Raw genomic sequence first — 24,408 nt, forward strand, 5'->3', positions numbered from 1 at the left:
ATCCCTCAGCTAACAAGTCAAACTAGTGAAATGTTTAAATTACAAGCTTGATCAACAACTTGGTCAACTTTACTAAAGAAAGCTTCCTCTGAAAAGTTTGCCACTGCATGATTACGAATGTCTTCGTAATCCCAATCAATTTCCCTGGCTTCTAGTAGAGCGGCTTGAAGAGATTCAGGTGTTTGCCTCTTAAAAAATACCCCTGTTTTACCAGGTATTTGAGTATCTAATACTCCACCTGCCCCATAGGCAATTACTGGTGTACCACTAGCATTTGCCTCGACTGGAACTAATCCATAATCTTCTAGAGCTGCTACTATGATGGATCTAGCTTTAGCGAACAATTGTGTACGTTGGGCATCCGGGACATGTCCTAAAAACTCTACGTTGCTAAGAGCTTTCGATTGTAAGCGTTCTCGCTCTGGACCATCTCCTGATATTAATAATCGCCATCCAAGCCAATTAAAAGCTTCGACTATTATATCAAGACGTTTGTAGCTGATCATCCGAGCCGAGGCTAGATAATAATCTTCTTTGGACTTTGCAAAAACAAATTTACTAGTATCAATAGGATAATTAATAACAATAGCTTTTTTGCCGTAAGTAGTTTGGATACGGCGAGCTACAACACTGGAATTTGCTATGTAGAGGTCTGGTTCTTGTGCATATGCAAGATCCACCCTTCTCATCACTTGAAAAACTTGCTCGATTAAAGGAGCAAAGTATCTATAATCTCCGTACTCCCGTAAATATGTTTCTGTATCCCATAAAAAACGAGTAATGTTATGACAAAAGCAAATATGCTTTGCTGAAGGGTTTTTTCGTACTGCTTTAGCGAAACTGGTGCTACTGCTAATAATCAAATCATATTCCTGCAAGTCTAAAGCACGAAAGGCTGGAAAATAAAAAGGAGCCATGAGGCGAAAATATTTAGCAGCACCAGGAATATTTTGTAAAAAAGTTGTATTGACAATCCGTTCACCCAAGTCGATTGTTTGTTGGGGGTCATACAAAGAGGTGTAGATGTCTGCTTGGGGGTAGCGTTTACAAAGTAATTCAAAGACTCTTTCTGCGCCCCCTCGCTGGGTTAAGTAATCATGGACTAAAGCTACTTTCATATTCTTTGTAAGTTGACTCTATACAACAGCATTAACTGAAAAATTAATTATTAACACCATACTCATGCTTAGTTATTCGTTAATACATCTTTAAATACAATCTATGCATAGGAAAATCCCGATATGACTTTCAAGTTTTAAAGAAGTTCCCAGTAAATTCCAGTTTTTATAAATTTTTGATGAAGTTCCCTAGTCTCTATAAACAAGAAGCGATCGCTTTGGTAAGGTTTTCTAGAACTTCACCTCCAAGTCAGACAGACTATGCATTGTGCTTATCTAGGGGATAAGGATATATGATGTTTTTTAAATGTATTGTTACCGATTGAGCAATTAGAGGAATTTTGCGATAAGTCTATTGCTATTTTGTCAAGTAGCTTTAGTGGTAATTTATTGAAAATTGGCATCAGTGATTGTTTGATTTGTGTTTTTAAAGTGTTCATATCGAGATTTTCCTTGAAATCGGAGAAAAAGTTTAGTATTATATGATCTGGTTTACAAAAACTTTAATTTTTTCGGGATTTACTAATTGAGATACCCCAATTTACCCTATTTGGAGGGAATATTAACTAAGAATACATGCGTTTATTATAAATTTTTATTCTTTTTGCAGATATTTCATTAATAGACCTGTCTTGAAAATAAGGCAGAAGGCAGAAGGTGTAAGAATTTTCATACTTAGTTGTAGGATATTCTCATGCATAGCTGTCTTGAAAATAGGGATCGGAGATTGTCTTAACGGCAAACCTGTAATACATCAGTGTTCGTTTTTTCCTCCAGTTGACTCCATCGGCAAACGCTATATTTTTTAGTAGTCGTAGACGCGCAAGCGTCTTCCCGCAGGGTACACCGATACACACCGATGTGCACAGATAGATTATGCGTGAGTGATGAATCGGTGTACATCAGTGTTCATCTGTATTCTAAAAAATAGGGAACGAGGAACCCTAGTCAAGCACTAGCTCATCGCTAGCGCGTCTACGTTTGTTTTGATCTCCTCATTGTGAGCATATTGGAGGGCAGGATTTTGGTTCAATTCATCTGTACAGCAAAGACGCGAAGTTTCGCGTCTTTACGATAAACAATATTTTGATTTTGCGTCGCTCTAATTACCCAACCGCTGTCAAGGTTTTAGACGAGGCGAAATAAGCATTTTGCTCAGCTCTGAGTTTGTCGCAAAGTCTACCTTCTGGCAGTTCCACATCATCGTAGGTCAGGACTTGGTCTTTAGGAATATCTCGTTTGAGACGACATCCTTCAGCTAAACCCATTGGTAAGAGATTTTGCTCTTGAACTACATGAGAGTTTTCACACTGCCCATAAGTCATGTAATAACCAATACCATCTAAGGTTTCACCTGCTTTCAAATCTATTTTGGCAGTGGTGACAACATCAACAATGGGAGCGCCTAAGGGACTTAAGACATAATCTTGAAACAGAACAGCCCGAGCAACAGACAACGGCACTTCAAAATGGCAGAGATGGTAAGGAGTATAAAAACTATATAAAGGTCCTTCACCTAATTTGTATAAGTTGAGGTAATGACGTTGCTTAGGATCATCATGAGTAGCAAATACAAATACTCCTGGTCCTGGTTTAGCACCAACTACATAATCAACGATACCGCCGAGTTCCTTGAGTTGGTCAACGTCATACATTTTGGTCATTTCATCGACGTGGCCATCAAAGTTATAGCCCAGCATTCCCCGCTTGGCAACCTTCATGCCTGTGCCATTGGCAACGATCGCCTGCTCGAAGGAAATTTTTGTGCCGTCGGCGAAGCTAGTGACCATGTGGGGTTTTTGCCCCCAACGCTTGGCAAATGCTTCTTGGGTGGTGGGGTTACGATATGGATCTTGTAGGCCCTTAATGTTACCACACAATAGAGGAGTCAGACCAATACTTTTTACAAAGCGGTAGAGATTCATTTGTACCCCTGGCTGGTCGCCATCGCAGGCGGTGAGAATCACACCTGCTTTGTCAGCGTACACTTTCAAAATAGCGCCCACCGTACCATCAAGTTCAGCATTCATCATGATCACGTGTTTACGATGGGCGATCGCTTCCATGATTACATGAGCGCCAAACTCCACAGCGCCAGTAACTTCAATTAAGGCATCAATACCTTCAGCGCGGCAAAGTAACATCGGATCTTCGGTGACTGTATAGCCTCCATTTGCGATCGCATCTTCTAATTCCGTCACAGTATTAGCGACTTGCAAATTTTCAATCCCTGCTTCTGAATAAGCCCGCTTCGCTGCATCAATACTGCGGTTGGAGATAGCAACCAACTCCATACCGGGAACAGAGTTAGCAATTTGATTAGCAATTCCCCGACCCATAAAGCCTGCACCAATCATACCTACTTTTACGGGGTTGCCTGCTTCTGCACGAGCAGCTAAAGCGCGATCGACAATAATCATTAACTAAACTCCTGTTTTTTCTAAATAAACTAAATAAGCTAAAAAATTGCATTAACTAAAATGCAATTTTTTATTTGGATGGCGACAAAAGATATAGATATAAATTTTGCTAATTCTTTTGTATTACTTTCGCCAGATAAAAATTTAACAAAATATATGTCTAATGTAACTGAAAAACCAAACAACCCAATTCTATTTAAAAAAGCAATCACCAACAAATCACATTAAATGCAAACAGAAAATCTATCTGTGTCTATCAGTGTGCATCGGTGTTTATCGGTGGTCGATTTCTAACCAATAATTGTTTTCCCAGTTCCAATTCCCATCAGACATAAATTTTGTTACTTGGAACCCCCAACACTCATCATTGACATTAAAGGCCAATTCAAATCTTTTTCAGAAATTTCTGTTACTTCCAAAGGCCATTTAATGTTAAAGAAAGGATCGTCATAGCGTAGACCTCTTTCATATCCCGGAGTATAGAACTCTCCAACTTGATATGTGACTTCTGCTCCATCGGTAAGTGCTTGATAGCCGTGAGCAAACATCTCCGGTACATATAAAGCACGATGATTTTCTGCGGTTAGTTCTACACCAAAATGTTGTAAAAATGTGGGAGATTCTGGACGCATATCAATAATTACGTCATAGATAGCGCCTTTAGTACAACGAATCAACTTTGTTTCTGCTGCTGGGGGAACTTGATAATGCATTCCCCGCAAAGTTCCTTTTTTGTAGTTGAAAGAAAGATTGCATTGGGCAACTGTTGGCTTTAAACCATGTGCTTCAAATTCTTTAGCGCAGAAAGTACGTGCAAAAAAACCACGATGATCGTGTTTTTCTTCTAAATCAATAATGTATGCGTCTTTGAGTTCAGTTTTGGTAAAAATCATCAGTAACCTCGTAGAGTGAATAAAGTAGATTAGTGGATAATGATTAGTAATTCACTACTAACTACCAACTAATTATGATATGTTTAGTAACTTTTTATTGCTAATTATATTTCTCTGGAAGGTATCACAAACTCCAAAGCAGAGACACTGACCAAACCTAAGTAAGGAACTATTGTACTGACAGCCAGAACAGGCCATCTTCTCAAAGCTCCAAAGAAAACTCGCCAGTTATTTCTGATAAAATGCTTTAAAATCAACTTTCGACAAAATTGACTAGAGTAGCCTGCTTCCATTAATTTCACATAAAGTAGTGGCAAATCAATATATTGCATTCTCAACAGTGTTTTTGGTTCGCGCATCCAATAGCTACTACCAAAGGCACTTTCGACATAGGTTTCTTTTGTAATTTTTACACTTCCATGAGCGGCACAATATGCAGTCCAGAAAACTTGTGCCTCCATATTCTTTACACCTGTTGACCATTTTTAACAGCTTGCTTTACCAGATCTGCTCTATACACCTGAGCAGTCATAAACCCGACACCAGAATGATTTTCTTGGATACACCGCTCAAATACAGCCTTACCATCATCACGCACTTCTTCAGTTTCTATTTGATAGCAACGTGGATAAATCAAATTACCTGTAGGTTCATGGCGGCAAGAAAAATTGAGAATTAACAATGATATTTCTGGATGCTCTTTGAGATTTTTGAGTACGTAACCCAGTGTTCTTTTCTGTATGGGATCGTCATCGCCTATTGTCCAGATATATTTACTTGTTGCTGTATTTATACAATAGGCAATATTTTTCATCACACCGAGATTTTCACTATTTCTATTGGCATGAAATTTAGCCTTTTGAAAACTCGGCAACCATTTCTGAATGACTTCTTGAGTGTTGTCTGTTGAGCAGTTATCAGAAACAATAATTTCACATTCAGACTCCAAACCATTAATTGCTTTGAGTAACCAAGCTAGCTGCTTATCAAGTAAGTGGGCACGATTATAAGTAGGGAGTGCAATTGTGAGTATAGTATCCATATTTAATTTATTTTTTGCTCAATGAGGTTTAGCCTTTACCATAGAATTCTTTAGAGATACACCAAATCTAAAATTTATTACAAAAAATGATTGGTAAAATTTGCAGACCCAAGAAAAGCTGTTTGATTCAGAATCTGCAAGCATTTTATCTTACCAATCAAATTATTTAGTTAATATTTAGCCCAGAAGAAATCTTGATCAATTTGTTGTGTACGAATCAGATACTCTAGTTGCTTCAAGCGAGTAAAGCCTCTAGATAAGAAAACATCTTCTGTCATGTCAATTTGGGAAAATAAATCAAATAATTGTTTAGCACCCTGCTGGGCGTTCCAATCACACTTAAAGCCAGGTAAGACGCTATTGATTTTCTCAAAAGAAACTCGATAACTGCGATTGTCTGCTCCTTGTTCACCAAAACTTAATTTACATCCAGGGAAGGTATTCGCGATAATTTCCGCAATTTCTCTAACTCGATAGTTATTAGCGGTGTCCCCAACGTTGAAAATTTGGTTGTGTATAATATCGCGGGGGGCTTCCAGAGTGCAGACAATAGCCTTACAAATATCTAGGGCGTGAACTAGCGGACGCCACGGTGTACCATCGCTAGTCATTTTGATTTCCTTAGTAGTCCATGCTAAACCTGCCAAGTTATTTAAAACAATATCAAAGCGCATTCTGGGGGAAGCACCAAAGGCGGTAGCATTTCGCATAAAGGTAGGAGAGAAGTCATCATCAGCAAGTAGTTTGACATCTCGCTCTACCAGGGTTTTACATTCTGCGTAGGCTGTTTGAGGATTAACAGGAGATTCTTCGGTGACGTCTCCTTCTGTCGCTACACCATAAACACTACAAGAAGACATGTAAACAAACCGACGTACACCTGCTTCTTTTGCTAGGTTGGCAAGACGAACTGAACCTTTGTGATTAATATCATAGGTAATATTAGGTGCTAGCTGTCCAGTTGGATCATTAGAGAGTTCCGCCATGTGGACTACTGCTTCGACACCTTGCAAGTCTTCTAAGGTGATGTGACGGATGTCTTTGTTGAGGGTTTTAGCTGTTAGTTCAGTTCCGTTATATAACCAACCTACTTTATAAAAACCAGTATCTACACCGATAACTTCATGCCCTTTTTGAATTAACAAAGGAGGTAATAATGAGCCGAGATAACCTTCTGTTCCTGTGACGAGAATCTTCATTGTGAAAAGTCCTTATGTGTTGATTAATGAATTGATTACGATTAGAAATAAGTTGGGCGGGTACAGCAAAATGAATGAGAATTCTGACGTTGCTGAATCATATGATGATTGCGGCTGATACGGGGACACCCAGACACAGTGATGAGTGTTGGCGCAAATTCCAACTCGCATTCCGCAATTATGCAATGCCAAAATTCTTTGTGTCTTAGAGTCTGAGTGGTTGGCGATTTTTCACCAACCTACTCTACCTTGAAGCTGCTGTTGCATCTATTGGTAAGCACTGTGATGTTGTCAGGCTACTGTGGTTTGAAGATGCTGTGGTTGGGGAATTTGAGCAACTATGGCTTTACCAATTTCAATTGAAGAAGTGGCTGCTGGGGAAGGTGCATTGCATACATGAGCGGTGTTTTGTCCGTGAATAATTAAAAAGTCATCGACTAACTTACCGTCATTCATTAATGCTTGGGCGCGAACTCCAGCGTGGGTGGGAATTAAATCTTCTGATTTAACTTCGGGAATTAGTTTTTGCAAACTTCTGGTAAAGGCTGCTTTACTAAAGGAACGAATAATTTCTTTGATGCCTTCGTCAGCGTGTTTAGCTGCTAGTTTCCAAAAACCAGGATAGGTCATGACTTCAGCAAAGTCACGCAAGTCAAAGTCAGTCTTTTTATAACCTTCCCGTTTGAGACTCAAAACGGCGTTGGGCCCGGCGTGGACAGTCCCATCAATCATCCGGGTAAAATGAACGCCTAAGAAAGGAAAGTCGGGGTTAGGAACTGGATATATTAAACCTTTGACAAGATAGCGTTTTTCTGGTATTAGTTCGTAATATTCACCCCGGAAAGGTACTATTTTTGCTTGTGGGTCTACTTTACCTAGTTTGGCAATGCGATCGCTGTGCAAACCAGCACAGTTAATTACAAACCGAGTTTCAAAAGTACCGTTATTTGTCTCTAGTACTTGATTGTTGCCACTGGGAACTATTTTTTCAACTTTTGTGTTGAGTCGTAATTCCCCTCCTTGTTGGGAAATGATTTCCGCGTACTTGAGACAAACTTGCTTGTAGTTAGCAATACCTGTAGAATATACGTAAATTCCACCTACACTGGTAACGTGGGGTTCAAATTCTTTGACTTCCTCTGGGCTAATTCTCTTAACTTTGATGCCGTTTTCTAAACCACGCTTATATAAATTTTCTAAGCCTGGTAGTTCGCTTTCATCGGTAGCAACTATTACTTTGCCACAAACTTCATAATCAATCCCATGCTCTTGACAAAATTCCACCATTGATTGGCAACCATCACGGCAGAATTTCGCTTTAAAACTCCCTGGTTTATAGTAAATACCAGAGTGAATTACACCGCTATTGTTACCAGTTTGATGAAAAGCCCATTGGTTTTCTTTTTCCAATACAAGAATCTTGGCATTGGGATAGGTTTTACCTAAGGCCATTCCGGTGGAAAGACCAACAATGCCCCCACCTATAATTGCAAAATCGTACATCGGTATTCTCGCCCCTGTCACCACGAAATAATTATGGATTGATTTTTACTCATAACTCATAAGTTGAGATCATCTACCATACTTTCCAAGGCGCTTTGCCCTTATTCCATAAATCTTCTAAATAATTTTTATCTCTGAGGGTATCCATTGGCTGCCAAAAACCATCATGTTTAAAAGCAGACAACTGTTCCATCCCAGCTAGCTTTTCTAATGGTTCTTTTTCCCAAACCGTAGAATCATCAGCAATAAAGTTGATGACTTCTGGTTCTAATACAAAAAAGCCGCCATTAATCCAAGCACCATCTCCTTCTGGTTTTTCATGGAAACTACTAATTTTGGTTTGTTCGCTTCCCAAAATAATTGCACCAAACCGCCCGGGTGGTTGTACAGCAGTGAGTGTTCCTAAAGTTTTTTGTTCTTTATGGAATTTAATTAATTCTGTGATATTTACATTGCTGACGCCGTCACCGTAGGTAAAGCAAAAAGTTTCATTGCCTATGTGTTCTCTGACTCGCTTTAATCTACCACCTGTCATGGTGTTATCACCTGTATTTACCAAAGTGACACGCCAAGGTTCAGCATTACCTAAATGTACATTCATTTGATTGAACCGCATGTCAAATGTCACATCTGACATGTGTAAAAAGTAATTAGCAAAATATTCTTTAATTACGTATCCTTTATAACCACAGCAAATAATGAAATCATTAATACCATGAGCGGAGTAAATTTTCATGATATGCCACAATATTGGCTTACCACCAATTTCCACCATAGGTTTAGGTTTGACACTCGTTTCTTCGCTAATGCGGGTACCAAGTCCTCCAGCCAAAATTACTGCTTTCATGCAATAGCCTCTAAAGTTTTAGGTAGATGAATTTAGATATTCAAACGTTTAACAGTGAAGACAAAGCATTATTTATTGCTGTTTTTCTCAGTATACAATCTAACCGTATTTTGCTAGATAATTATGAAGAGCAGGTAAATTAACTGCTTATATGTGTAAAAAAATGGAAAAGTTCGTAGCTATCAGAACAAATTATATTTTGACTAAAATCACTATTAAAAAATACAATACCTAGCATAATATGGCTAGATAAATTTAGATTTGAAGAGTCTATATAGGCTAATATAAAAATATTTTGTTTCTGTATTGTTGATTTTTATTAGTATTAAAGTAGTTGTAATAATTATCTAATACAAATTAGCTAAAAAGACTATATTTTGAACTTAATAGCTTAATAATATAGCTGCCGTTTTTCTAGAAAAAGTTGCACTCTCTCTAAATCAAAAGCGGCTGCTATATTTATATTATTTTTGAAGTCGTTATTAACGAGCTTTTTGGGAAAAAGTTGCGTTTTGGAACATAGTGTCACATTTATTTTCAACAACTATGCAAATGCTGCTTAGTGCTTGTTGATAACTTTCTTCATCATCTTGCTCAAGAGAAATTTTTGCAGCCATTTGTAAATCTTCTACAGCTTTGCTTTGCTGGGAGCGAGATTCGTTACCACCATACTGAGCGAGTTCATGATAGACAATTCCTCGCTTCAGATAAACTTTTGACAATCGCGGATTGATGTTTAATGCTCTGCCAAAATCAGAAATTGCTTTGGTGTATTCTTGTTCAAAGTTGCTGCTATATTGGGCAATTTGATAGCGGACAAGACCTAACTGATAGTGAGCTTCGGCTCTGGATGGATTAATATTGATTGCTTGGTTAAAATCAGCGATCGCTTTTTGATAATCTAGCTGTGAGTCGCCGCTATATTTGGCCATTTGAGCGCGAACAATACCCCTTCTGATATAAGCTTCTACTTCGTTAGGATTTAAACGCAGGGCAGTATTAAAATCAGCAAGGGCTAAATGATAGTTTTTATCTTGGTCAGTGCTATATTCAGCTTGCATGTAATAGACATTGCCACGATTGACGTAAGCTTTTACTTCTTTGGGGTTAATTTTAATTGCTTGATTGTAATCAGCGATCGCGGCGTCGTAATCTTTGAGATTGTAATGAGAATTACCCCGGTTAACAAAGGCTTTGGCGTGTTGAGGTTGCTTTTTAATTGCTAGGGTAAAGTTTTCAATTGCTTGCTCATAATTTTTGACTTTGTAAGCAGCATGACCCTGTTTGTAGTAATCTGCAAAACTCAGATGCAGATGATTGTCACCTGACTCAATCAAGCTTTGTTGAGCTAAAGAATCTTTACGTAGATAATTACTAGTCAGATCATTGGTTAAGTCCAAATAGAAGAACGTACCAATGCCAAGCAAGGCAAAAATCACAGAATACAACCCAGCCTTATTAGAAGGTTTATAAACACGAAGCTTACGCGGAGGTATGGGATTGTAATAGCTATGTTGCTGGAATGAAACAGCTGCTGTTTGGGGAAAACGACGAGTGTCGGAAGTACGCCTTCTCGCGGTGACGCGGGGTTTGAGGTGTTCTCTTGTAGCAATTACCTGTGGAGATGGGAAGGGGTCGCGTCCACCTAAGCGCAGGGTACGTTCGCACCAGGGACAAGTTTCTAGGTGGTTGCTGTAGCGGTGTTGGGGGTTAGTGCTACAGCTAACCAAAGCATCTTCAGCTTCCGCTAAGGCTAATACCCAACTTTGAGCGCTGGGACGTAACAGAGGGTTGCTATGACCATCTTCAAAACAACGCAGGAATAGTTCTTGCAAGCTGGGGTGGAGAATTTTCCAAGGAGGTGCAATTGGGGTAGGAACGTAGGGTACGCTGCGGTTTTGACTGTAGGTAAAATGACCCGCTGCGATGCGTGCTTCGTAGGGTGGTGGTTCACCTGCGCCTTGGTAAATCCCAGAAAAGGGATGAGTACCTTCCATCAATAGTTGGAAGATCAGCACTGCTAAACCGAATAAGTCATGGGGGACAGCGCGATCACACTTGGCAAAGGTTTTATTTTGTAGTTCTGGAGGGGTAAATTCTGGTTTACCAACGGGACAACGATGCACGAAATCGTTGTCAGGGTCGTAAACTTGGAATGAGTCTGTGTCTACAACTGTAACTAAAGCTGTGTCACTGACGAGGATATTTGACTCATTCACATCACCCACACAATAGCCACTGGCATGTAAAGCGGCAAAGGCTGCTGCTAAGTTACGAGCAGTGCGGAGCAGGTATTGATAGCTAAATAAGGGACAATGTTGGCGACGGGTTCTAGGGTTGTAAAAGTCGATGATCGGACGCATACTCCGAATTCGGGGCATTAAAAAGCCGACGATGCGATCGCTACCATCTGCTGCTCGTAAAAGTTCTGTTGGCCAAGCGATGGAGATGTGTCCGAGACTAGCCGTGGGGTTTTCTGGTGGGTGATTGAGCATCACCTCCAGTTTCCGTGCTTGCATCTCAGATGGCTTGTGATAAACCTTCGCCACTGTATTGGCATCCGTTGGCACTGTATAAATACATGCTTCTCCGCCACGTCCTAAACTGACGGTGAGATTAAGATGAACAATTTTTTGGTTGGGAAGATAACGTAGTACCTGCATGATATATTTAATGATAGGGAAGGTGTATGTAATTTTAGATAGCAATAATATTGCTAATCGGTTAACGCCGCAATCACCAGAGTTAGGTCATCGTCTGTGCGTTGGGTAATTCGGTCTGAACGCAGAAATTTCACAAGTTGCTCTTTGGCGATAATTTTGTCCTCCGCACTGGCAACAAAGTCGAACAAGGGAAGAAAGAAGGGTTTGTGAGGCGCGCTTACAGCCATATTCATCGCCAGCAATTGCAATCCATCTGTGAGGACGCCGATGTTGACAACTGACTGACGCGACAGCTTGACCTGCACTTTTTCCATTGCGCCAGGGGAAACCAAAAAAGTGGTTTCATTCATGTATTCGCCGTTGTCAGGCATAGTTAAGGCAATCAAGTTGCCGATGCGATCCTTTGCTACTGCCACTCCATCACCGATCTGCGCCACTGCCACAGTTTCTGGTGTGGCGACTAGAACAATTAAGGTGCTGGCTAAATCCTGGGGTTGTTTATTACAAGCAACAGCTTCTGCTTCTACAGCTTTTCTGGCGGCTAGTATGGCATCAGTTAAGAGCGATCGCACAAAAGCATCATCAACCAAAGTACGTCGGGAAACTTCTTGATGAGCGCAGATGGTTGCCACTGCCGTTTCTGCTGCAACCATTGCTCCGACTTTCCCTAAAATCGCTGAACCCGCGCCATCAGCTGCTGACACCACCAAAACATTCTCAGGCAATATTACAAAGTGGTGAGCGTCCTGACACAGCTGCTTGTTTTTCATATGGCTTGTACCACATACTGATGCGGCAACTACCCGCCATTGAGGTGTCCTTGTTGAAGTTTTCATAAACTAATCTTCTAACAGCTGTGTAAGTACAAAAGATGCAATCTTACATCAAACAGAACCCCAACCAATCGGAGGTAGTGCCACCTGCTCATCTACTTTAGAATGAGAAACCGCTGACATACTGGCAGATAACCAGACAAACAGCTCAACAAAGTTTAATCCCGTTAGCTTTAAGGGGGTACGCACCGCAATTTGACTTAAGCGTGCCATATTAGCATTTTCCACACCTACCGTAAAAAAAGCAACACGTTTATTAACTTCGTCGGCTTGCAGTCTTTTTGCTGCTTGGTCTACTAAGTTATCTGCTTCACCTTGTGGTTCTCCATCAGTAATCATGAATACCCAAGGACGATAGTAAGCAATACCATTGGTACGGTACTGGGCTTTGCGTTCTTGAATCAAGTCCAAAGCTTTGTGGATACCAGCACCCATGTTCGTCAATCCCTGTGCTGTTAGTATAGGCGGATTAAACTGGTCGGCGGTCACGAAGTCTTGTACAACATTGACATGACTATCAAAAGTAACTATTGCTACCTCTACTCTTCGGGAAGCTAAGGAATTTTTAATTAACTCATCCCTAAAACTCAGTAATCCCTCATTTAGGGCATTGATTGCCATACCTTGCATTGAGCCAGAGGTATCCAGTAGTAATACGCAAGGACAACGGGGTTCTGGGTTCTCAGCAAACTCAACGACTTCATCAAGTCTTAATGTATCGGTCATAACTTTTTGTGTTATATTTAACTTCAAACTACTATTTTCCTGGATCTCAAAGTATATAGTTTCTAGCGTTGGTAAGACTACCTAGATGTCTTTGAATTTTAGATAGTTTACTAGTTATAAAACAATTCGCAACTGCCAAATTACGTAAAATTTTTCAAAAATACTCCCTTGGAGTTAGTAATGAAAAAGAGAAGTTACTAAGGTCTGGCATTGTCTGTAGAAGCTTATTTAAAATAACTTATACGTATAATTTACAGAATACAATAACTGCGTAACTGAGCTAACGGGATATTTTAAAGATTTCATGTAGAAGATTCATATTTTAGATAAAAATAATTAAGCATTATTAGCGTTCTCATCAATATTCAGGAAATTTGTATAAAAATACGGAACTAAGTCAAAGCAAAAATATAAAACAGTTGCTGTTACTCAAGTACTTATACAAAATTTAACAACTCTCCTGAGAGTAGCTTTTCTAGCTTGTAAGATATACATGACAAGTAAAAAAAATATTTTTGCAAAGAAATTAGAAATAACAAAATGCAACAATTGCCGAAGAATGCGAATGTACAAGAAAACTGCTATTTTCTCGTAAATTCTCCAAGGAAATGAATAATTACGGCACATTCACAAATCTACATCCTTTAAGTTTGTTAAGACAATTATCCAACTGTTCTGACAGTACTTGTTTACAAGCATTGAGTAACTCAGTTACCTGGTCTATTTTTATCGACCAAGGTAAAATTACATTTGCTACCCATTCCATCGAACCCTTCGATAGACTAGAACGACATTTGCGTCGCCTCAGTCACCGCATTCCTAGCCTGAGTAGTGAAATTCGTGTCCAATTACGTCTGCTATTTGAACCTGATTCTTATAATCAGTCAATAGAATTTCATAGTTCAACTTCTGAAGAATCTATCAGCTATCAACGTCCTTCTGAATATCAAGCTATTTGCTGGTTAGTTAGCCAAAAACATCTCAACCCTACGCAAGCGGCTGTACTGATTCAAGAATTGGCAAAAGAAGTAATTGAATCTTTTTTATTAATCAAGCAAGGTAGTTATGAATTAAAAGAAAATCCAGAGCGAATGCCAATAATTTGTAGACTGGATGTTGGAAAACTGATAGAACGTTGTCAAGGAAAGTTGCAAGATTGGCAGTCTTTTGCACCGCATATTTCATCACCTTATCAGCGTCCATATCTGCGGGTGAAAACCCTAAGTTCACAAACAAATTTACCAGAAATACAGCAAAATATCAGTGAATGGATAAAAGGTTTTAGCCTACGTCATCTGGCAGTAATTATCAACCAAGATGAAATACATGTGCTGAAAACTCTGTATCCTTACATCTTAAATGGCTCAATTTTATTGCATGAACCAGACCCACCTTTTGATAAATTACCGAAAACATTTGAGCAAGAAACAGAAACTAATCATATAAATTTATTAAAAAATCAAGAATTAATAGACATATCATCTATAGAAAATAGTAATACAAAAACTCAAACCAATTCTCAACAATTAGCACAAATCACTCAGGCGAGAAGAAAAAAGTTACAGGAACTCACAAGTCCAATTAACATCAACCCTACTCTACAACAAGCTAATCCTGCTCCTGCAAATATTCGCAAAAAATATAAAATTGTTTCTATAGATGATAGTCCAACATTTCTGAAAGAAATTAGTCGTTTTTTAGAAGAAGAAAATTTCTCTGTAGTTACAATCAGTGATCCGCTCAAAGCAGTCATGGCAGTAATTAGACATAAGCCAGACTTGATTTTATTGGATCTCAACATGGAAGGAATTGATGGTTATGAATTATGTCGCATCATCCGTAATAACTCGATGTTTAAAGAGACTCCGATTGTGATGGTTACAGGTAGTAAGGGAATTATAGATAAAGTTAGAGCTAGATTTGTAGGTGCATCGGGATATTTAACAAAACCATTTACGCGTGCAGATTTACTCAAAATGGTGTTTATGCATTTAACATAAAATGCTTGTCAACAGTTAACAATAAATTATTAATAGCTAATAATTAATAAGTTTGGTTATCAGTGCGTGTCCTAGACAAATTGCTAAAGTTTTATTGATAATTTCGCCTTTGCTGCTCCTCAAGCAGAGTGAGGCATGACTGTCGTCTCGCTTGAGGACTAACAGCGTATCACTATCTGTTAAATTAACGTACCACTCACTTAATTGTGCTATTACTCAAGTATTGACATACTACGGGTTAGTAGGTGTAGTGTTGCTCCGGGATGTACCAGAGTTACCATTAAACCGCTGTGCAACTTGTGCAAATCTATAATCTGTCAATGTACTAGCAGTTTTGAAATGTCTCTCAATGATTGGTAGGCCTTTATTAACAAGAGCTAAGAGAGCCGGATTTTGTCCAAACTGAGCTTCGCGCTGAAATGTCGCTGCATTTTCAAGGTGAGCATTGACTCCTCCCTCGTCCATATACGCTCTGTTAAACTGCTCGTCAGAGAGCTGCTTTAATTGCGTCATGATGGCTTGATATTTAGCACCGGGAACTGTTGGAAGAGTAACCTTCACTTGGGGAGCGATTCGCGTTAATTCACTTTTTACCTGCTGTTGCTCGTCAATCTCTGCCTGCGCGAACTGCTTCACTTCTGGGTTAGTTGCTCTCTGTAATGCCAATTCGCCAAGCATGATGTTTGCTATGCCTGCTTCGGCAGCATTAATCATGTATTGCCTGTCTATAGCATTAATCTGATTGCTGGGTACAGATGTAGGTTGGCTCTTTTGAGCAAAGGCTGAATACCCTAATGATGTAAATAATCCGACTGCAACCAGGACGATCGCTACTACGATTTTTTTCAGCATCTTGTTTTTTTGCAATTATTTCACTTGTAATTTGAAAAATCTGGGCGTCGATACGCTTACTTTCAATGGTGGTTGCATTCTTAGAGAATTCCTCTCTTGAGGTATGTTCAATCGCTCTATTCATATTTAGGTAAAGTAAAGCAAGATGAATGTATCGCCAGTCCGAGCAGTTGAAAACAAGAGTGGATGAAATTGCTTTTTCTAAATCCATGAGGAATCCTGTCGATTAATTCTAAAATAGTCTTTGCATTCTGAATTTCAGATCTGATTTCGCACAAGCACACATTCCATGCGTATTTCTCTTAAATGGCTGCGGGAACTAGTTGAGGTAAAACTAGCAAGCGAAGAATTAGCAGAAACCCTGACAATGGCAGGGTTTGAGGTAGAAGATATTGAAGATCGCCGCACTTGGGCTAATGGTGTTGTGATTGGGAGAGTGCTTGAGCGCCAACCCCATCCCAATGCTGATAAATTAAGTGTTTGTCAAGTTGATATCGGTACAGGAGAAACTCTAAATATTGTCTGTGGCGCCCCCAATGTCCGGGCAGATATTTATGTACCAGTTGCTACAGTAGGTACTTATCTACCAAATATTGATTTAAAAATTAAACCTGCAAAACTGCGTGGTGTCCCATCTAATGGCATGATTTGTTCCTTAAAAGAACTGGGTTTGCCAAGCGATGTAGACGGCATTCATATTTTTACCCAAGAGAATCTGCAATTGGGTAGTGATGTGCGTCCCTTGTTGGGGTTGGATGACGTCATTTTGGATGTGACTGCTACTGCTAACCGTGCTGATGCTCTAAGTATGGTGGGTATAGCCCGGGAAGTTGCAGCGCTGACGGGTGCAAAATTGACGATTCCTGAGCCTGGTGAAGTTTTAGTTCCCCAAGGTGCAGGAAATTTAGCTATTAAAGTAGCTGATACGCAAGCTTGCCCTACCTATATCGGTACAGTAATTGAACAGGTAAAAATTGCCCCTTCTCCTGATTGGTTACAACAGCGTTTGCGGGCTGCGGGAGTCAGGCCAATTAATAATGTAGTGGACATTAGTAACTATGTATTGTTAGAATGGGGACAGCCACTACACGCATTTGATCACGATCGCCTCGTTTCTATAGCTGGCAGTGAAAAACTAGCCATTGGTGTCCGCTTTGCTAACGCCGGAGAAACCCTCAAAACCCTAGACGGGCAAACTCGCACCCTCTCCACCCAGAACTTGCTGATTACCGCTAACGATCAACCTGTTGCTTTAGCTGGTGTGATGGGTGGTGAAGAAAGCGAAGTCCATGAAGGTACGCAAAATCTGGTATTAGAAGCAGCTTTATTTGATTCCGTAGTCATTCGCCGTTCTTCCCGGAGTGTGGGGTTAAGAAGTGAATCTTCGGCTCGATACGAACGGGGTATAAATAGTGCTGGCTTGGAAATAGCAACACGCCGCGCCTTGACTCTAATTACCGAACTTGCCCAAGGAAGTCTGGTGACTCAGGAAATTTCGGACAGCCGCCCTGATCCATCAACGTGGACGCGTTCGATTGAACTACGTTTAGAGCGGGTGAATCAGGTGTTGGGGCCTGTTGATTTAGGTGAACAACCCGGAGAAATACAAGCTGAAGATGTAGAGCGTACTCTCACGGCATTGGGGTGTCAACTCAAGAGTGCAGGCGATCGCAAATGGACAGTGACAGTACCACCCTACCGTTACCGTGACTTAGAACGGGAAATTGATTTAATCGAAGAAATTGCCCGTCTCTACGGCTATAATCGTTTCTGCGACACTCTGCCAGAAAAGTCAGCAGCAGGTTATCTGCCTTTTGATGTAGACATAGTGCGTCAGTTACGCGCATGTTTCCGGGCAGAAGGTTTGACAGAATTAATGCACTACTCCCTAGTCAAGCCAGGAGAAGATAGACAAATAGAGCTAGCAAATCCCTTATTTGTAGAGTATTCAGCCCTACGTACAGATTTGCTTTCTGGGTTGATTGATGCTTTTGTGTATAACTTAGAACAAGGCAATGGGGCGCTGAACGGATTTGAAATTGGGCGAATTTTCTGGCAAGAAGAAAACGGCTTGCAAGAAGCAGACGCCCTAGCGGGGATTTTGGGGGGCGATCGCAGATCTAGCAAGTGGACAAGTAGTGGGCGTGAGCAACCCATGACTTGGTACGAAGCCAAAGGCATCTTGGATAGTGTTTTTCAGCGCCTGGGTTTGGAGGTGGAGTATCAACCAGATTGCCGTGACGGGCGTTTGCATCCAGGTAGAACCGCCTCTTTGTGGATTCGGGGTAATAGATTGGGTATCTTTGGGCAGTTACATCCCCAACTACGACACGAAAGAAGTTTGCCAGAAGCAGTTTACGTATTTCAACTAGATTTAGATGTGCTGTTAGATGCACTAGATCAAGATGAAATCATCGTACCCACTTTCAAACCTTATTCTACCTATCCAGCTACAGATAGAGATATTGCCTTCTTTGCATCAATTAAGGTGACAGTTGCCGAAATTGAAAAAGCAATTACTAAAGCAGGTAAAGATTTACTCGAATCTGTAGAACTGTTTGATGAATACCGTGGCGAACATGTACCGCAAGGACAACGGAGTTTAGCATTCCGCCTCATTTATCGAGCCAGCGATCGCACTCTCACTGATGCAGAAGTTGAACCCGTGCATCAAAAAGTCCGTGATACATTGGTCGAAAAATTTGGTGTTGCTTTGAGAAGTTAATTATTAGTTGTTAGTTGTTAGATGTTAGTTGTTTGGATCATCTCAGTCAAATCCAAACAACAACCAACAACCAACAATCAACATCAGTCGTTAGATGTTAGTTGTTTGGATCATCTCAGTCAAATCCAAACAACAACCAACAATCAACAATCAACATCAGTCGTTAGATGTTAGTTGTTTGGATCATCTCAGTCAAATCCAAACAACAACCAACAATCAACAATCAACAACCAACAATCAACAAATATGACTAAATACATCATGTGGGGGACTTACTGTGAAGATGTCCTCGAGAAACGTGCCCCTTATCGTCAAGCTCATCTGGATGGATTAGCAAAACAAAAAGAATCTGGCGTGCTAATTACTATTGGCCCCACCAAAGATTTAACTAAAGTTTTTGGTATTTACGAAGCTGACAACGAAGATACTGTCCGTCAATTAGTAGAAAATGACCCCTATTGGCAAAACGGAATTTGGACTGAATACTCTATCAAAGAGTGGATTCAGGCATTTTAAATATTATGGCAAAAGGTAGTAGACAGGGGTGTATTGTTGAGAATGCAGAAGCTTGAAGGAACAAATTATCTCTAAAATTCTTCTACTACCTCACTTTTTTGTACGGTTATCATGAAAGATTTCTCATGCAAAAAAACTTGCTATTGCCTAGACTAAAAATATGGTCAAACAAAACTGTCTCAACTTTGACTGTTTGTAAATCACTAAATATTGAGTTGAGAAGGTAGGTCTATGAACAAGATTTTGAAACGCACATTTTTACCCGGCTTATTGGCTACAAGTTTAGTAGGTGCTAGCTTTGTTCCCGCTAAACCTGCTGCCGCTGATGAGTACATACTACAAGATATCGGTATTGGAGCCGGTGCTGGTGTAGTCTCTGGCGCTATTAGAGGACGCGGTTCTGTTGTCAACAATGCTATCAAGGGTGCGGCGTCTGGTGCTGCTGTCAACGCCGTTCATGGTACTAGACGTCAGTACAAAAACCGTCAAAACCGTAACGTGGTTCAAGATGTTGGAGTCGGCGCAGCTGCGGGTGCAGTAACTGGTACAATCCTTCGTGGTAACACCAGACATGTTGTTGGTGATGCCATTGATGGTGCAGCCGCAGGTGGAGCAATTAATGTCCTCACCAATGGCAAAAGGCAATAATTCATTGGTAAAAGGGTAATGCAAAAGGAGTAAAGGTGTGAATTTACTCTTTTCCTTCACCCTTAAGCGAACCCTGTTGGGGCTGCACTCTATATTTTTTGTGCAAATTGGTGTTAGTTTTCTTCTGCTGCTGGTAGAGGGAATCTTTCACCAGCTAAATAGGCATCTAAATTTTGTTGGAAGTAAAGCCAAGAAGTCATGTCTTCGACATCCAAAAAGGATTTCGGAGCATTTTTGTATAGAGGTACACGAGTATTGATTTCGTCTTTGAGTAGTTGCGGTAATTCCTCGAAGTCTTTTACCTTGCTACCATAAGCACTGTAGATGAGATAACCTGAGCGATCGCCCATTTTCATCCAAGGCAACCATTGACCAATCCTATCCCAACTTAGTCTCAGTTGAGAAACTGAAGGTAATTCCAAATTGAATAAATCTGTGTTGGGAACAGTAATTTTAAATAACTCTGCGGCTTGATAAGTAGGTTGGGGACTAAATTGGGCTAATTTCGCATCTTCTACTAAGGGGTTGGGATAGGTAGGAAAGATATCAAATACAAAAGTTGTACTCTCATCATCTACCTGGGCTGGAAACTTGCCTTTAAAATGACCTTGTACTGGGTTATTCGCAACGTGCATTACTGGAACTGTTTCCCCCGTCCAGGGATTATCCCATGTATGCAAAATCTCTTCTGTTTCAGGGTTGAGGTAATAAGTCAATTCTCTAGAGGTAAAGTCCCAGCTACCCGCCTCAGTGGGAATACATCTGCTCACACTCATGCCAACCATTTTAAATAAGAGTGTGCGTTTTTCACCTGGAACAAAAGCATATATTTTACCTGTCCAGCTTAAAAAGCTTGATTCAGCAGGATCAAGTGAACAGCGAGTTTTCACCCAGTATGAGGCTTCTAATTCTTGATTTTGGGCAACCATTTTGTGGCTCCTTACTACTTATTAAACAATACCTTTTTAGGTGAAGGTTTTGTTCCAGTACACTTTATGGGTAAAACTTGAGTGTTTTTAAACGCAGAGAGAAGTTTGAGCGGAGGTTTCCTCCGTTCGCGTAGACGCGCTAGCGGCTTCTCGTAAGAGTAGCGTCCCGGAGGGAACTTCAAAGCTTCGGTGGGGACGCAAAGGAACGCGCAGAGGGTCGCAGAGTTTTCGGAAGTTAACTAAGTTTTTGTGTAATATTTTACTCAGTTAGTTCGAGATACTCAAGTTAAACTGTTGAGGGTGATTTGATATTTTTTCTTGGAGTTGATAATTAGTGATGATTAATTCTTTTCCTTTGGCTGCTTCACTTTGTTTATAGTTATTCATCCCATACTGTAATTCCCATGCATAGATATTCATTGATTTAAAATTATCTCTGATTTGGGGAGAATCATCATAGGTTATCAGCCAATTATGATGGCATTTTTGCACTGTTTCAGCAAATTTTTGATGGTCAAAAGAAGTGTGTAAGTTACCAGCTTTACCATAAAGTTTTGATTTAGTAGCAACAAAATAAGGAGGATCTAAAAACAGAAATACTTGTTCACCTTCTGGAATTAAAAGCTCAGTGTAATCTAAGTTAGTAATTTTGATGTCATCTGTTAGAATATTTTCTAATTTTTCTAAACGTTCAATTGATGAGTAAGTAAATCTTTTATGAAAAGCTTCTTGTGAAAATCCACCTGATTCAACAGTGCCAGAAAAAGTAATTCTATTGAGGACGAAAAAACGCACTGCCCTGTCAAGTTCAGTTAAATCGCTTGTAGATTCTATGCTAGTCAATTTTTGAAATAATAATCTACCGTCTGTATAGTTATCTTTTATAAAACGGACTTGTTTAACTAGCTGAGATAAATTTGTTTGAGCAACTTTCCAAAAACAGTATAGTTCAGGGTTTAAATCGTTAATCCAATATTTTCGGTTTGGAAACTTTTGTTTTAGGTATATAAATACAGAACCACCACCTACAAAAGGTTCTCGAAATTCAGCAAAATTATCTGGTAAGTATTTAACTATTGTATTTAATGCTTTGGATTTGCCACCAGGATAACGGAGCGGGCTTTTCAACATAAAATATTATCAATAAATTTTTAACTCTTGAAAAAACCACTTGAGTTTATTCGCATGCAATTTACCATCACTGCGAACCCCACTACACACATCTAATCCAAATGGGCCTACTTGTTGAACAGCCAAAGCTACATTTTCGGGTTTTAGTCCTCCTGCTAAGAAGATTGGTATGTTTAGTTTTTTACGAATTACGGCGCTTAAATTCCAGTTGTGGATGCGTCCTGTACCTCCCAATTCTTTTACCAATAGTGATTGGTTGCCAGAGTCTAGAAGAATCGCATCTACATGGGGTGCGACAGCGATCGCTTCTCGGATAGATTCTTCTGTACTCACATGAATAACTTGCACTATCGAGATTCCAGGCAAAGACCGGCGGATGTTTTGGTAAGTTCCAGATGCTAAGCGATCGCATATTTGCACAGTATTTGTACCGCAGTATCTTAATTGTTCTATAATTTCCTGGGCATCTTGGCTAGAAGTTAACAAAAAGGTAGCGATTGGTGGCGGAACTGAAGCGGCAATTTCTGCTATTTTCTCAAAACTGAGAATACCAGGACCACTAGGCATTGTTGAAACTAAACCAAGAGCAGATGCACCGCAATTAATAGCAGTCCATGCTTCCTCAATTTGGTATTTTTGTTATTTCCATTGTTCCAATTTATGTTTGATGTAAATTTCAACTGTGGCGAAATCATGTTTTAAAAAATCGACCACCGATACACACAGATGCACACAGATAAATTTGCTAATTGGTGATTGCTACTTGGAAATGAGTTAGTTATCTTCTCCAATTACCTATTTATTACCCTTGGAGGTAAGTTCTAATCAGATTCTTCTAAGTTGTTAAGAGCCTGGGTATTATTTGATTGATAATGTTTCTCTCCTACCTTCTTGATTGTCAAAATGACGAAACAGAAAAATCCAAATTGGTAGAAAACTATTAATAGCGATTAGCCGCACAACATGGCCTGCTGTAACGATTTCTACATTATGATCTAATGTCAAAGCAACTAAGATAATTTCCGCAGATCCTCCAGGTGCTGTCACCAACAGACAAGTTAGCCAATCCCAAGACGTTAATTGCATGGCAAGTAAAGTAGCGGCTACCCCAGCAGCAAGAGTCATCGCAACTGAAATGATGGCGTATCCTATAGTTCGTTTTGGGAAAGTAGGTTTTTCACCCCAATACTCACCGATAGTAATTCCCAGCAACATTTGACCTAGTAACTTAATTACAAGTGGTGGGGTAAAAGAGATATCATCTACAAAAGGTAGCCAATTGACAATTGGATTAAATGCCATTCCTACTAGTAATGAAGCAAAGAAAGGGGCAGCAGGAACTTTCAGTAATTTCGCTATATAAACTGCTAATGTGCTGATTACCAACACCAATAAGAGTAACTCAAAAGAGTATGACTCGACAGTAGAGGATATCGGTGGTTGAACTGAGGTATGATTTGTAGCTCTAGCTATTAAGGGTATGAGAAAAACTACGCTTGTTACCCGGAGTGCTTGTACTAATGCCACCAAAGTGACATTTTTATTGTAATCTGCGGCAATAGCTGACATTACCCCCACACCGCCAGGAACTGTAGCTAGCATTGCTGTCAAAAGATTGGTTTTGCTCAAACGGGAATAAATGTAGCCAATGCAACCTCCACAAACTAGTAAAAACAAGGTGAGGCAAACAAAAACTGGAACACCGGCACTAATATTGGCTAAATTAGCATGGGCATTAGAAGTGCCGATAGTTATGCCCACTAACATCATTCCAATCTCTCTAGCAGTCCGGTTAGGTTTGGGCAAATAGTTATAAACAACTCGGGATGTCTGAAATACCGCCGCACCAGAAATAATTCCGCCAAAGATCCAAGCAATGCCACCAAAATTGAAGTGAAACAGAGCAAAACCAAAGGGTATAGCCAAAACTAGCTCTGCACTTAGGATCTGGAGTTGCTTGATAAATTGCTGTTGTTGGCTAACACTAGGATTCGTTGTCGTACTATCCTCCTGATGAGGAACAACAAGTGAAGTACCCACCACTGTATGCGAAGCATACGTGGGGGCTTCGCCTCTCATTCGCCGTCGCTCTGTTGGGCGTATCTATTGCTAGATACCCGGAACTAAATCCGTTCTGAGTCTTATACAGCGTCTCTCGGTTTGCACCGTTTATCTCCGAGTGTGGGAGAACCCGCGCAGCCACCCTGCTTCCCAAGGCAGTGATTTGTTTTCAAGAATTCACATGGAGTGTGCTATGCATCCCAGCGGCAAATTCTTTTCCCTGATCTACCGATTTATCTGCGGCAAGAGGAGGCAGTGCGTTAGGCGGGTTCCCCGACAGTCCCGCACCTGCCGTTCATACC

The 24,408-nt window shown here is 40.2% G+C and carries 21 protein-coding genes; 5 read left to right on the top strand and 16 right to left on the bottom strand.

The genetic code is table 11. The annotated features are described in order from the left end of the window. Window positions 1-17: 17 nt before the first annotated feature. The 11 genes from UYI_RS0113175 to UYI_RS0113230 all read right to left on the bottom strand — a co-directional run bounded on the left by UYI_RS0113175 (window position 18) and on the right by UYI_RS0113230 (window position 13,244). Entirely contained in the window at window positions 18-1,118 is a 1,101-nt protein-coding gene (locus UYI_RS0113175) for a glycosyltransferase (protein WP_016867126.1), read from the bottom strand. Between the two features lie 1,106 nt (window positions 1,119-2,224). Next, complete coding sequence (locus UYI_RS0113180) at window positions 2,225-3,538, bottom strand: NAD(P)H-dependent oxidoreductase (RefSeq protein ID WP_016867127.1); 1,314 nt, start codon at window positions 3,536-3,538, stop codon at window positions 2,225-2,227. Window positions 3,539-3,879: 341 nt separating this feature from the next. After that, window positions 3,880-4,431, bottom strand: coding sequence for a dTDP-4-dehydrorhamnose 3,5-epimerase (gene rfbC, locus UYI_RS0113190; protein WP_016867129.1), 552 nt, complete (start codon window positions 4,429-4,431; stop codon window positions 3,880-3,882). Window positions 4,432-4,535: 104 nt separating this feature from the next. After that, window positions 4,536-4,892, bottom strand: coding sequence for a hypothetical protein (locus UYI_RS40000; protein WP_326930418.1), 357 nt, complete (start codon window positions 4,890-4,892; stop codon window positions 4,536-4,538). Between the two features lie 5 nt (window positions 4,893-4,897). Next, on the bottom strand, window positions 4,898-5,473 hold the full coding sequence (locus tag UYI_RS40005; protein ID WP_326930419.1) for a glycosyltransferase family 2 protein: 576 nt from the start codon (window positions 5,471-5,473) through the stop codon (window positions 4,898-4,900). Window positions 5,474-5,643: 170 nt separating this feature from the next. Continuing rightward, window positions 5,644-6,672 (bottom strand): NAD-dependent epimerase/dehydratase family protein, encoded by a 1,029-nt coding sequence (locus tag UYI_RS0113200; RefSeq protein WP_016867130.1) that lies wholly within the window; start codon window positions 6,670-6,672, stop codon window positions 5,644-5,646. A 291-nt stretch (window positions 6,673-6,963) separates the two neighbouring features. Continuing rightward, window positions 6,964-8,175, bottom strand: a complete 1,212-nt coding sequence (gene lhgO, locus UYI_RS0113205; protein ID WP_016867131.1) for an L-2-hydroxyglutarate oxidase — start codon at window positions 8,173-8,175, stop codon at window positions 6,964-6,966. Window positions 8,176-8,248: 73 nt separating this feature from the next. Next, on the bottom strand, window positions 8,249-9,022 hold the full coding sequence (gene rfbF / locus UYI_RS0113210) for a glucose-1-phosphate cytidylyltransferase (protein WP_016867132.1): 774 nt from the start codon (window positions 9,020-9,022) through the stop codon (window positions 8,249-8,251). 482 nt (window positions 9,023-9,504) lie between these two features. Next, window positions 9,505-11,685 carry a tetratricopeptide repeat protein gene (locus UYI_RS0113220; RefSeq protein WP_016867134.1) on the bottom strand — a complete coding sequence of 727 codons (2,181 nt, stop codon included), beginning with the start codon at window positions 11,683-11,685 and terminating at the stop codon, window positions 9,505-9,507. Between the two features lie 53 nt (window positions 11,686-11,738). Next, window positions 11,739-12,521 (bottom strand): PP2C family serine/threonine-protein phosphatase, encoded by a 783-nt coding sequence (locus tag UYI_RS0113225; protein ID WP_026085934.1) that lies wholly within the window; start codon window positions 12,519-12,521, stop codon window positions 11,739-11,741. A 48-nt stretch (window positions 12,522-12,569) separates the two neighbouring features. Beyond that, window positions 12,570-13,244: a vWA domain-containing protein gene (locus UYI_RS0113230; protein ID WP_016867136.1), complete on the bottom strand. Its 675-nt coding sequence runs from the start codon at window positions 13,242-13,244 to the stop codon at window positions 12,570-12,572. A 608-nt stretch (window positions 13,245-13,852) separates the two neighbouring features. On the opposite strand from UYI_RS0113230, the gene UYI_RS0113235 reads away from it, so the two are divergent. After that, window positions 13,853-15,244 carry a response regulator gene (locus UYI_RS0113235; protein ID WP_016867137.1) on the top strand — a complete coding sequence of 464 codons (1,392 nt, stop codon included), beginning with the start codon at window positions 13,853-13,855 and terminating at the stop codon, window positions 15,242-15,244. 231 nt (window positions 15,245-15,475) lie between these two features. Here UYI_RS0113235 and UYI_RS0113240 read toward each other — a convergent pair whose 3' ends face one another. Then, the gene (locus tag UYI_RS0113240) at window positions 15,476-16,096 is read right to left on the bottom strand and encodes a DUF4142 domain-containing protein (protein WP_016867138.1); all 621 of its coding nucleotides are present in this window, start codon (window positions 16,094-16,096) and stop codon (window positions 15,476-15,478) included. A gap of 289 nt (window positions 16,097-16,385) precedes the next feature. Here UYI_RS0113240 and pheT point away from each other — a divergent pair, with 289 nt between their 5' ends. The 4 genes from pheT (at window position 16,386) to UYI_RS0113260 (ending at window position 19,985) form a co-directional block, all read left to right on the top strand. Further along, window positions 16,386-18,821, top strand: a complete 2,436-nt coding sequence (pheT, locus tag UYI_RS0113245; RefSeq protein WP_016867139.1) for a phenylalanine--tRNA ligase subunit beta — start codon at window positions 16,386-16,388, stop codon at window positions 18,819-18,821. 94 nt (window positions 18,822-18,915) lie between these two features. Continuing rightward, a complete protein-coding gene (locus UYI_RS38040) occupies window positions 18,916-19,071 on the top strand; it encodes a hypothetical protein (protein ID WP_016867140.1) in 156 nt (51 codons plus the stop codon). Next, window positions 19,068-19,337, top strand: a complete 270-nt coding sequence (locus tag UYI_RS0113255; protein ID WP_016867141.1) for a YciI family protein — start codon at window positions 19,068-19,070, stop codon at window positions 19,335-19,337. Before UYI_RS38040 ends, UYI_RS0113255 begins: the two co-directional genes overlap by 4 nt. Window positions 19,338-19,568: 231 nt before the next feature. Continuing rightward, window positions 19,569-19,985 (top strand): hypothetical protein, encoded by a 417-nt coding sequence (locus UYI_RS0113260; RefSeq protein WP_016867142.1) that lies wholly within the window; start codon window positions 19,569-19,571, stop codon window positions 19,983-19,985. 113 nt (window positions 19,986-20,098) lie between these two features. Here UYI_RS0113260 and UYI_RS0113265 read toward each other — a convergent pair whose 3' ends face one another. From UYI_RS0113265 to UYI_RS0113280, 4 genes are all read right to left on the bottom strand, one after another. Beyond that, window positions 20,099-20,914, bottom strand: coding sequence for a DUF1838 domain-containing protein (locus UYI_RS0113265; protein ID WP_016867143.1), 816 nt, complete (start codon window positions 20,912-20,914; stop codon window positions 20,099-20,101). A 267-nt stretch (window positions 20,915-21,181) separates the two neighbouring features. Next, window positions 21,182-22,045 (bottom strand): DNA adenine methylase, encoded by an 864-nt coding sequence (locus UYI_RS0113270; protein ID WP_016867144.1) that lies wholly within the window; start codon window positions 22,043-22,045, stop codon window positions 21,182-21,184. Between the two features lie 9 nt (window positions 22,046-22,054). Beyond that, a complete protein-coding gene (locus tag UYI_RS32550; protein ID WP_035138538.1) occupies window positions 22,055-22,672 on the bottom strand; it encodes a phosphoribosylanthranilate isomerase in 618 nt (205 codons plus the stop codon). 231 nt (window positions 22,673-22,903) lie between these two features. Next, window positions 22,904-24,124: an AbrB family transcriptional regulator gene (locus tag UYI_RS0113280; protein WP_016867146.1), complete on the bottom strand. Its 1,221-nt coding sequence runs from the start codon at window positions 24,122-24,124 to the stop codon at window positions 22,904-22,906. Window positions 24,125-24,408 lie beyond the last annotated feature (284 nt).

This window comes from Fischerella muscicola PCC 7414, assembly GCF_000317205.1.
Taxonomy (GTDB): domain Bacteria; phylum Cyanobacteriota; class Cyanobacteriia; order Cyanobacteriales; family Nostocaceae; genus Fischerella; species Fischerella muscicola.

What these genes read in the sequence shown, in the direction of transcription:
- UYI_RS40005 (WP_326930419.1), bottom strand. Translation starts at nt 5,473, where the DNA reads ATGGATACTATACTCACAATTGCACTCCCTACTTATAATCGTGCCCAC.
- rfbC (WP_016867129.1), bottom strand. Translation starts at nt 4,431, where the DNA reads ATGATTTTTACCAAAACTGAACTCAAAGACGCATACATTATTGATTTA.
- lhgO (WP_016867131.1), bottom strand. Translation starts at nt 8,175, where the DNA reads ATGTACGATTTTGCAATTATAGGTGGGGGCATTGTTGGTCTTTCCACC.
- UYI_RS0113230 (WP_016867136.1), bottom strand. Translation starts at nt 13,244, where the DNA reads ATGACCGATACATTAAGACTTGATGAAGTCGTTGAGTTTGCTGAGAAC.
- rfbF (WP_016867132.1), bottom strand. Translation starts at nt 9,022, where the DNA reads ATGAAAGCAGTAATTTTGGCTGGAGGACTTGGTACCCGCATTAGCGAA.
- UYI_RS0113270 (WP_016867144.1), bottom strand. Translation starts at nt 22,045, where the DNA reads ATGTTGAAAAGCCCGCTCCGTTATCCTGGTGGCAAATCCAAAGCATTA.
- UYI_RS40000 (WP_326930418.1), bottom strand. Translation starts at nt 4,892, where the DNA reads ATGGAGGCACAAGTTTTCTGGACTGCATATTGTGCCGCTCATGGAAGT.
- UYI_RS0113260 (WP_016867142.1), top strand. Translation starts at nt 19,569, where the DNA reads ATGAACAAGATTTTGAAACGCACATTTTTACCCGGCTTATTGGCTACA.
- UYI_RS0113180 (WP_016867127.1), bottom strand. Translation starts at nt 3,538, where the DNA reads ATGATTATTGTCGATCGCGCTTTAGCTGCTCGTGCAGAAGCAGGCAAC.
- UYI_RS0113235 (WP_016867137.1), top strand. Translation starts at nt 13,853, where the DNA reads ATGAATAATTACGGCACATTCACAAATCTACATCCTTTAAGTTTGTTA.
- UYI_RS0113240 (WP_016867138.1), bottom strand. Translation starts at nt 16,096, where the DNA reads ATGCTGAAAAAAATCGTAGTAGCGATCGTCCTGGTTGCAGTCGGATTA.
- UYI_RS0113175 (WP_016867126.1), bottom strand. Translation starts at nt 1,118, where the DNA reads ATGAAAGTAGCTTTAGTCCATGATTACTTAACCCAGCGAGGGGGCGCA.
- UYI_RS38040 (WP_016867140.1), top strand. Translation starts at nt 18,916, where the DNA reads ATGTTAGTTGTTTGGATCATCTCAGTCAAATCCAAACAACAACCAACA.
- UYI_RS0113200 (WP_016867130.1), bottom strand. Translation starts at nt 6,672, where the DNA reads ATGAAGATTCTCGTCACAGGAACAGAAGGTTATCTCGGCTCATTATTA.
- UYI_RS0113225 (WP_026085934.1), bottom strand. Translation starts at nt 12,521, where the DNA reads ATGAAAACTTCAACAAGGACACCTCAATGGCGGGTAGTTGCCGCATCA.
- UYI_RS0113280 (WP_016867146.1), bottom strand. Translation starts at nt 24,124, where the DNA reads ATGAGAGGCGAAGCCCCCACGTATGCTTCGCATACAGTGGTGGGTACT.
- UYI_RS0113255 (WP_016867141.1), top strand. Translation starts at nt 19,068, where the DNA reads ATGACTAAATACATCATGTGGGGGACTTACTGTGAAGATGTCCTCGAG.
- UYI_RS0113220 (WP_016867134.1), bottom strand. Translation starts at nt 11,685, where the DNA reads ATGCAGGTACTACGTTATCTTCCCAACCAAAAAATTGTTCATCTTAAT.
- pheT (WP_016867139.1), top strand. Translation starts at nt 16,386, where the DNA reads ATGCGTATTTCTCTTAAATGGCTGCGGGAACTAGTTGAGGTAAAACTA.
- UYI_RS0113265 (WP_016867143.1), bottom strand. Translation starts at nt 20,914, where the DNA reads ATGGTTGCCCAAAATCAAGAATTAGAAGCCTCATACTGGGTGAAAACT.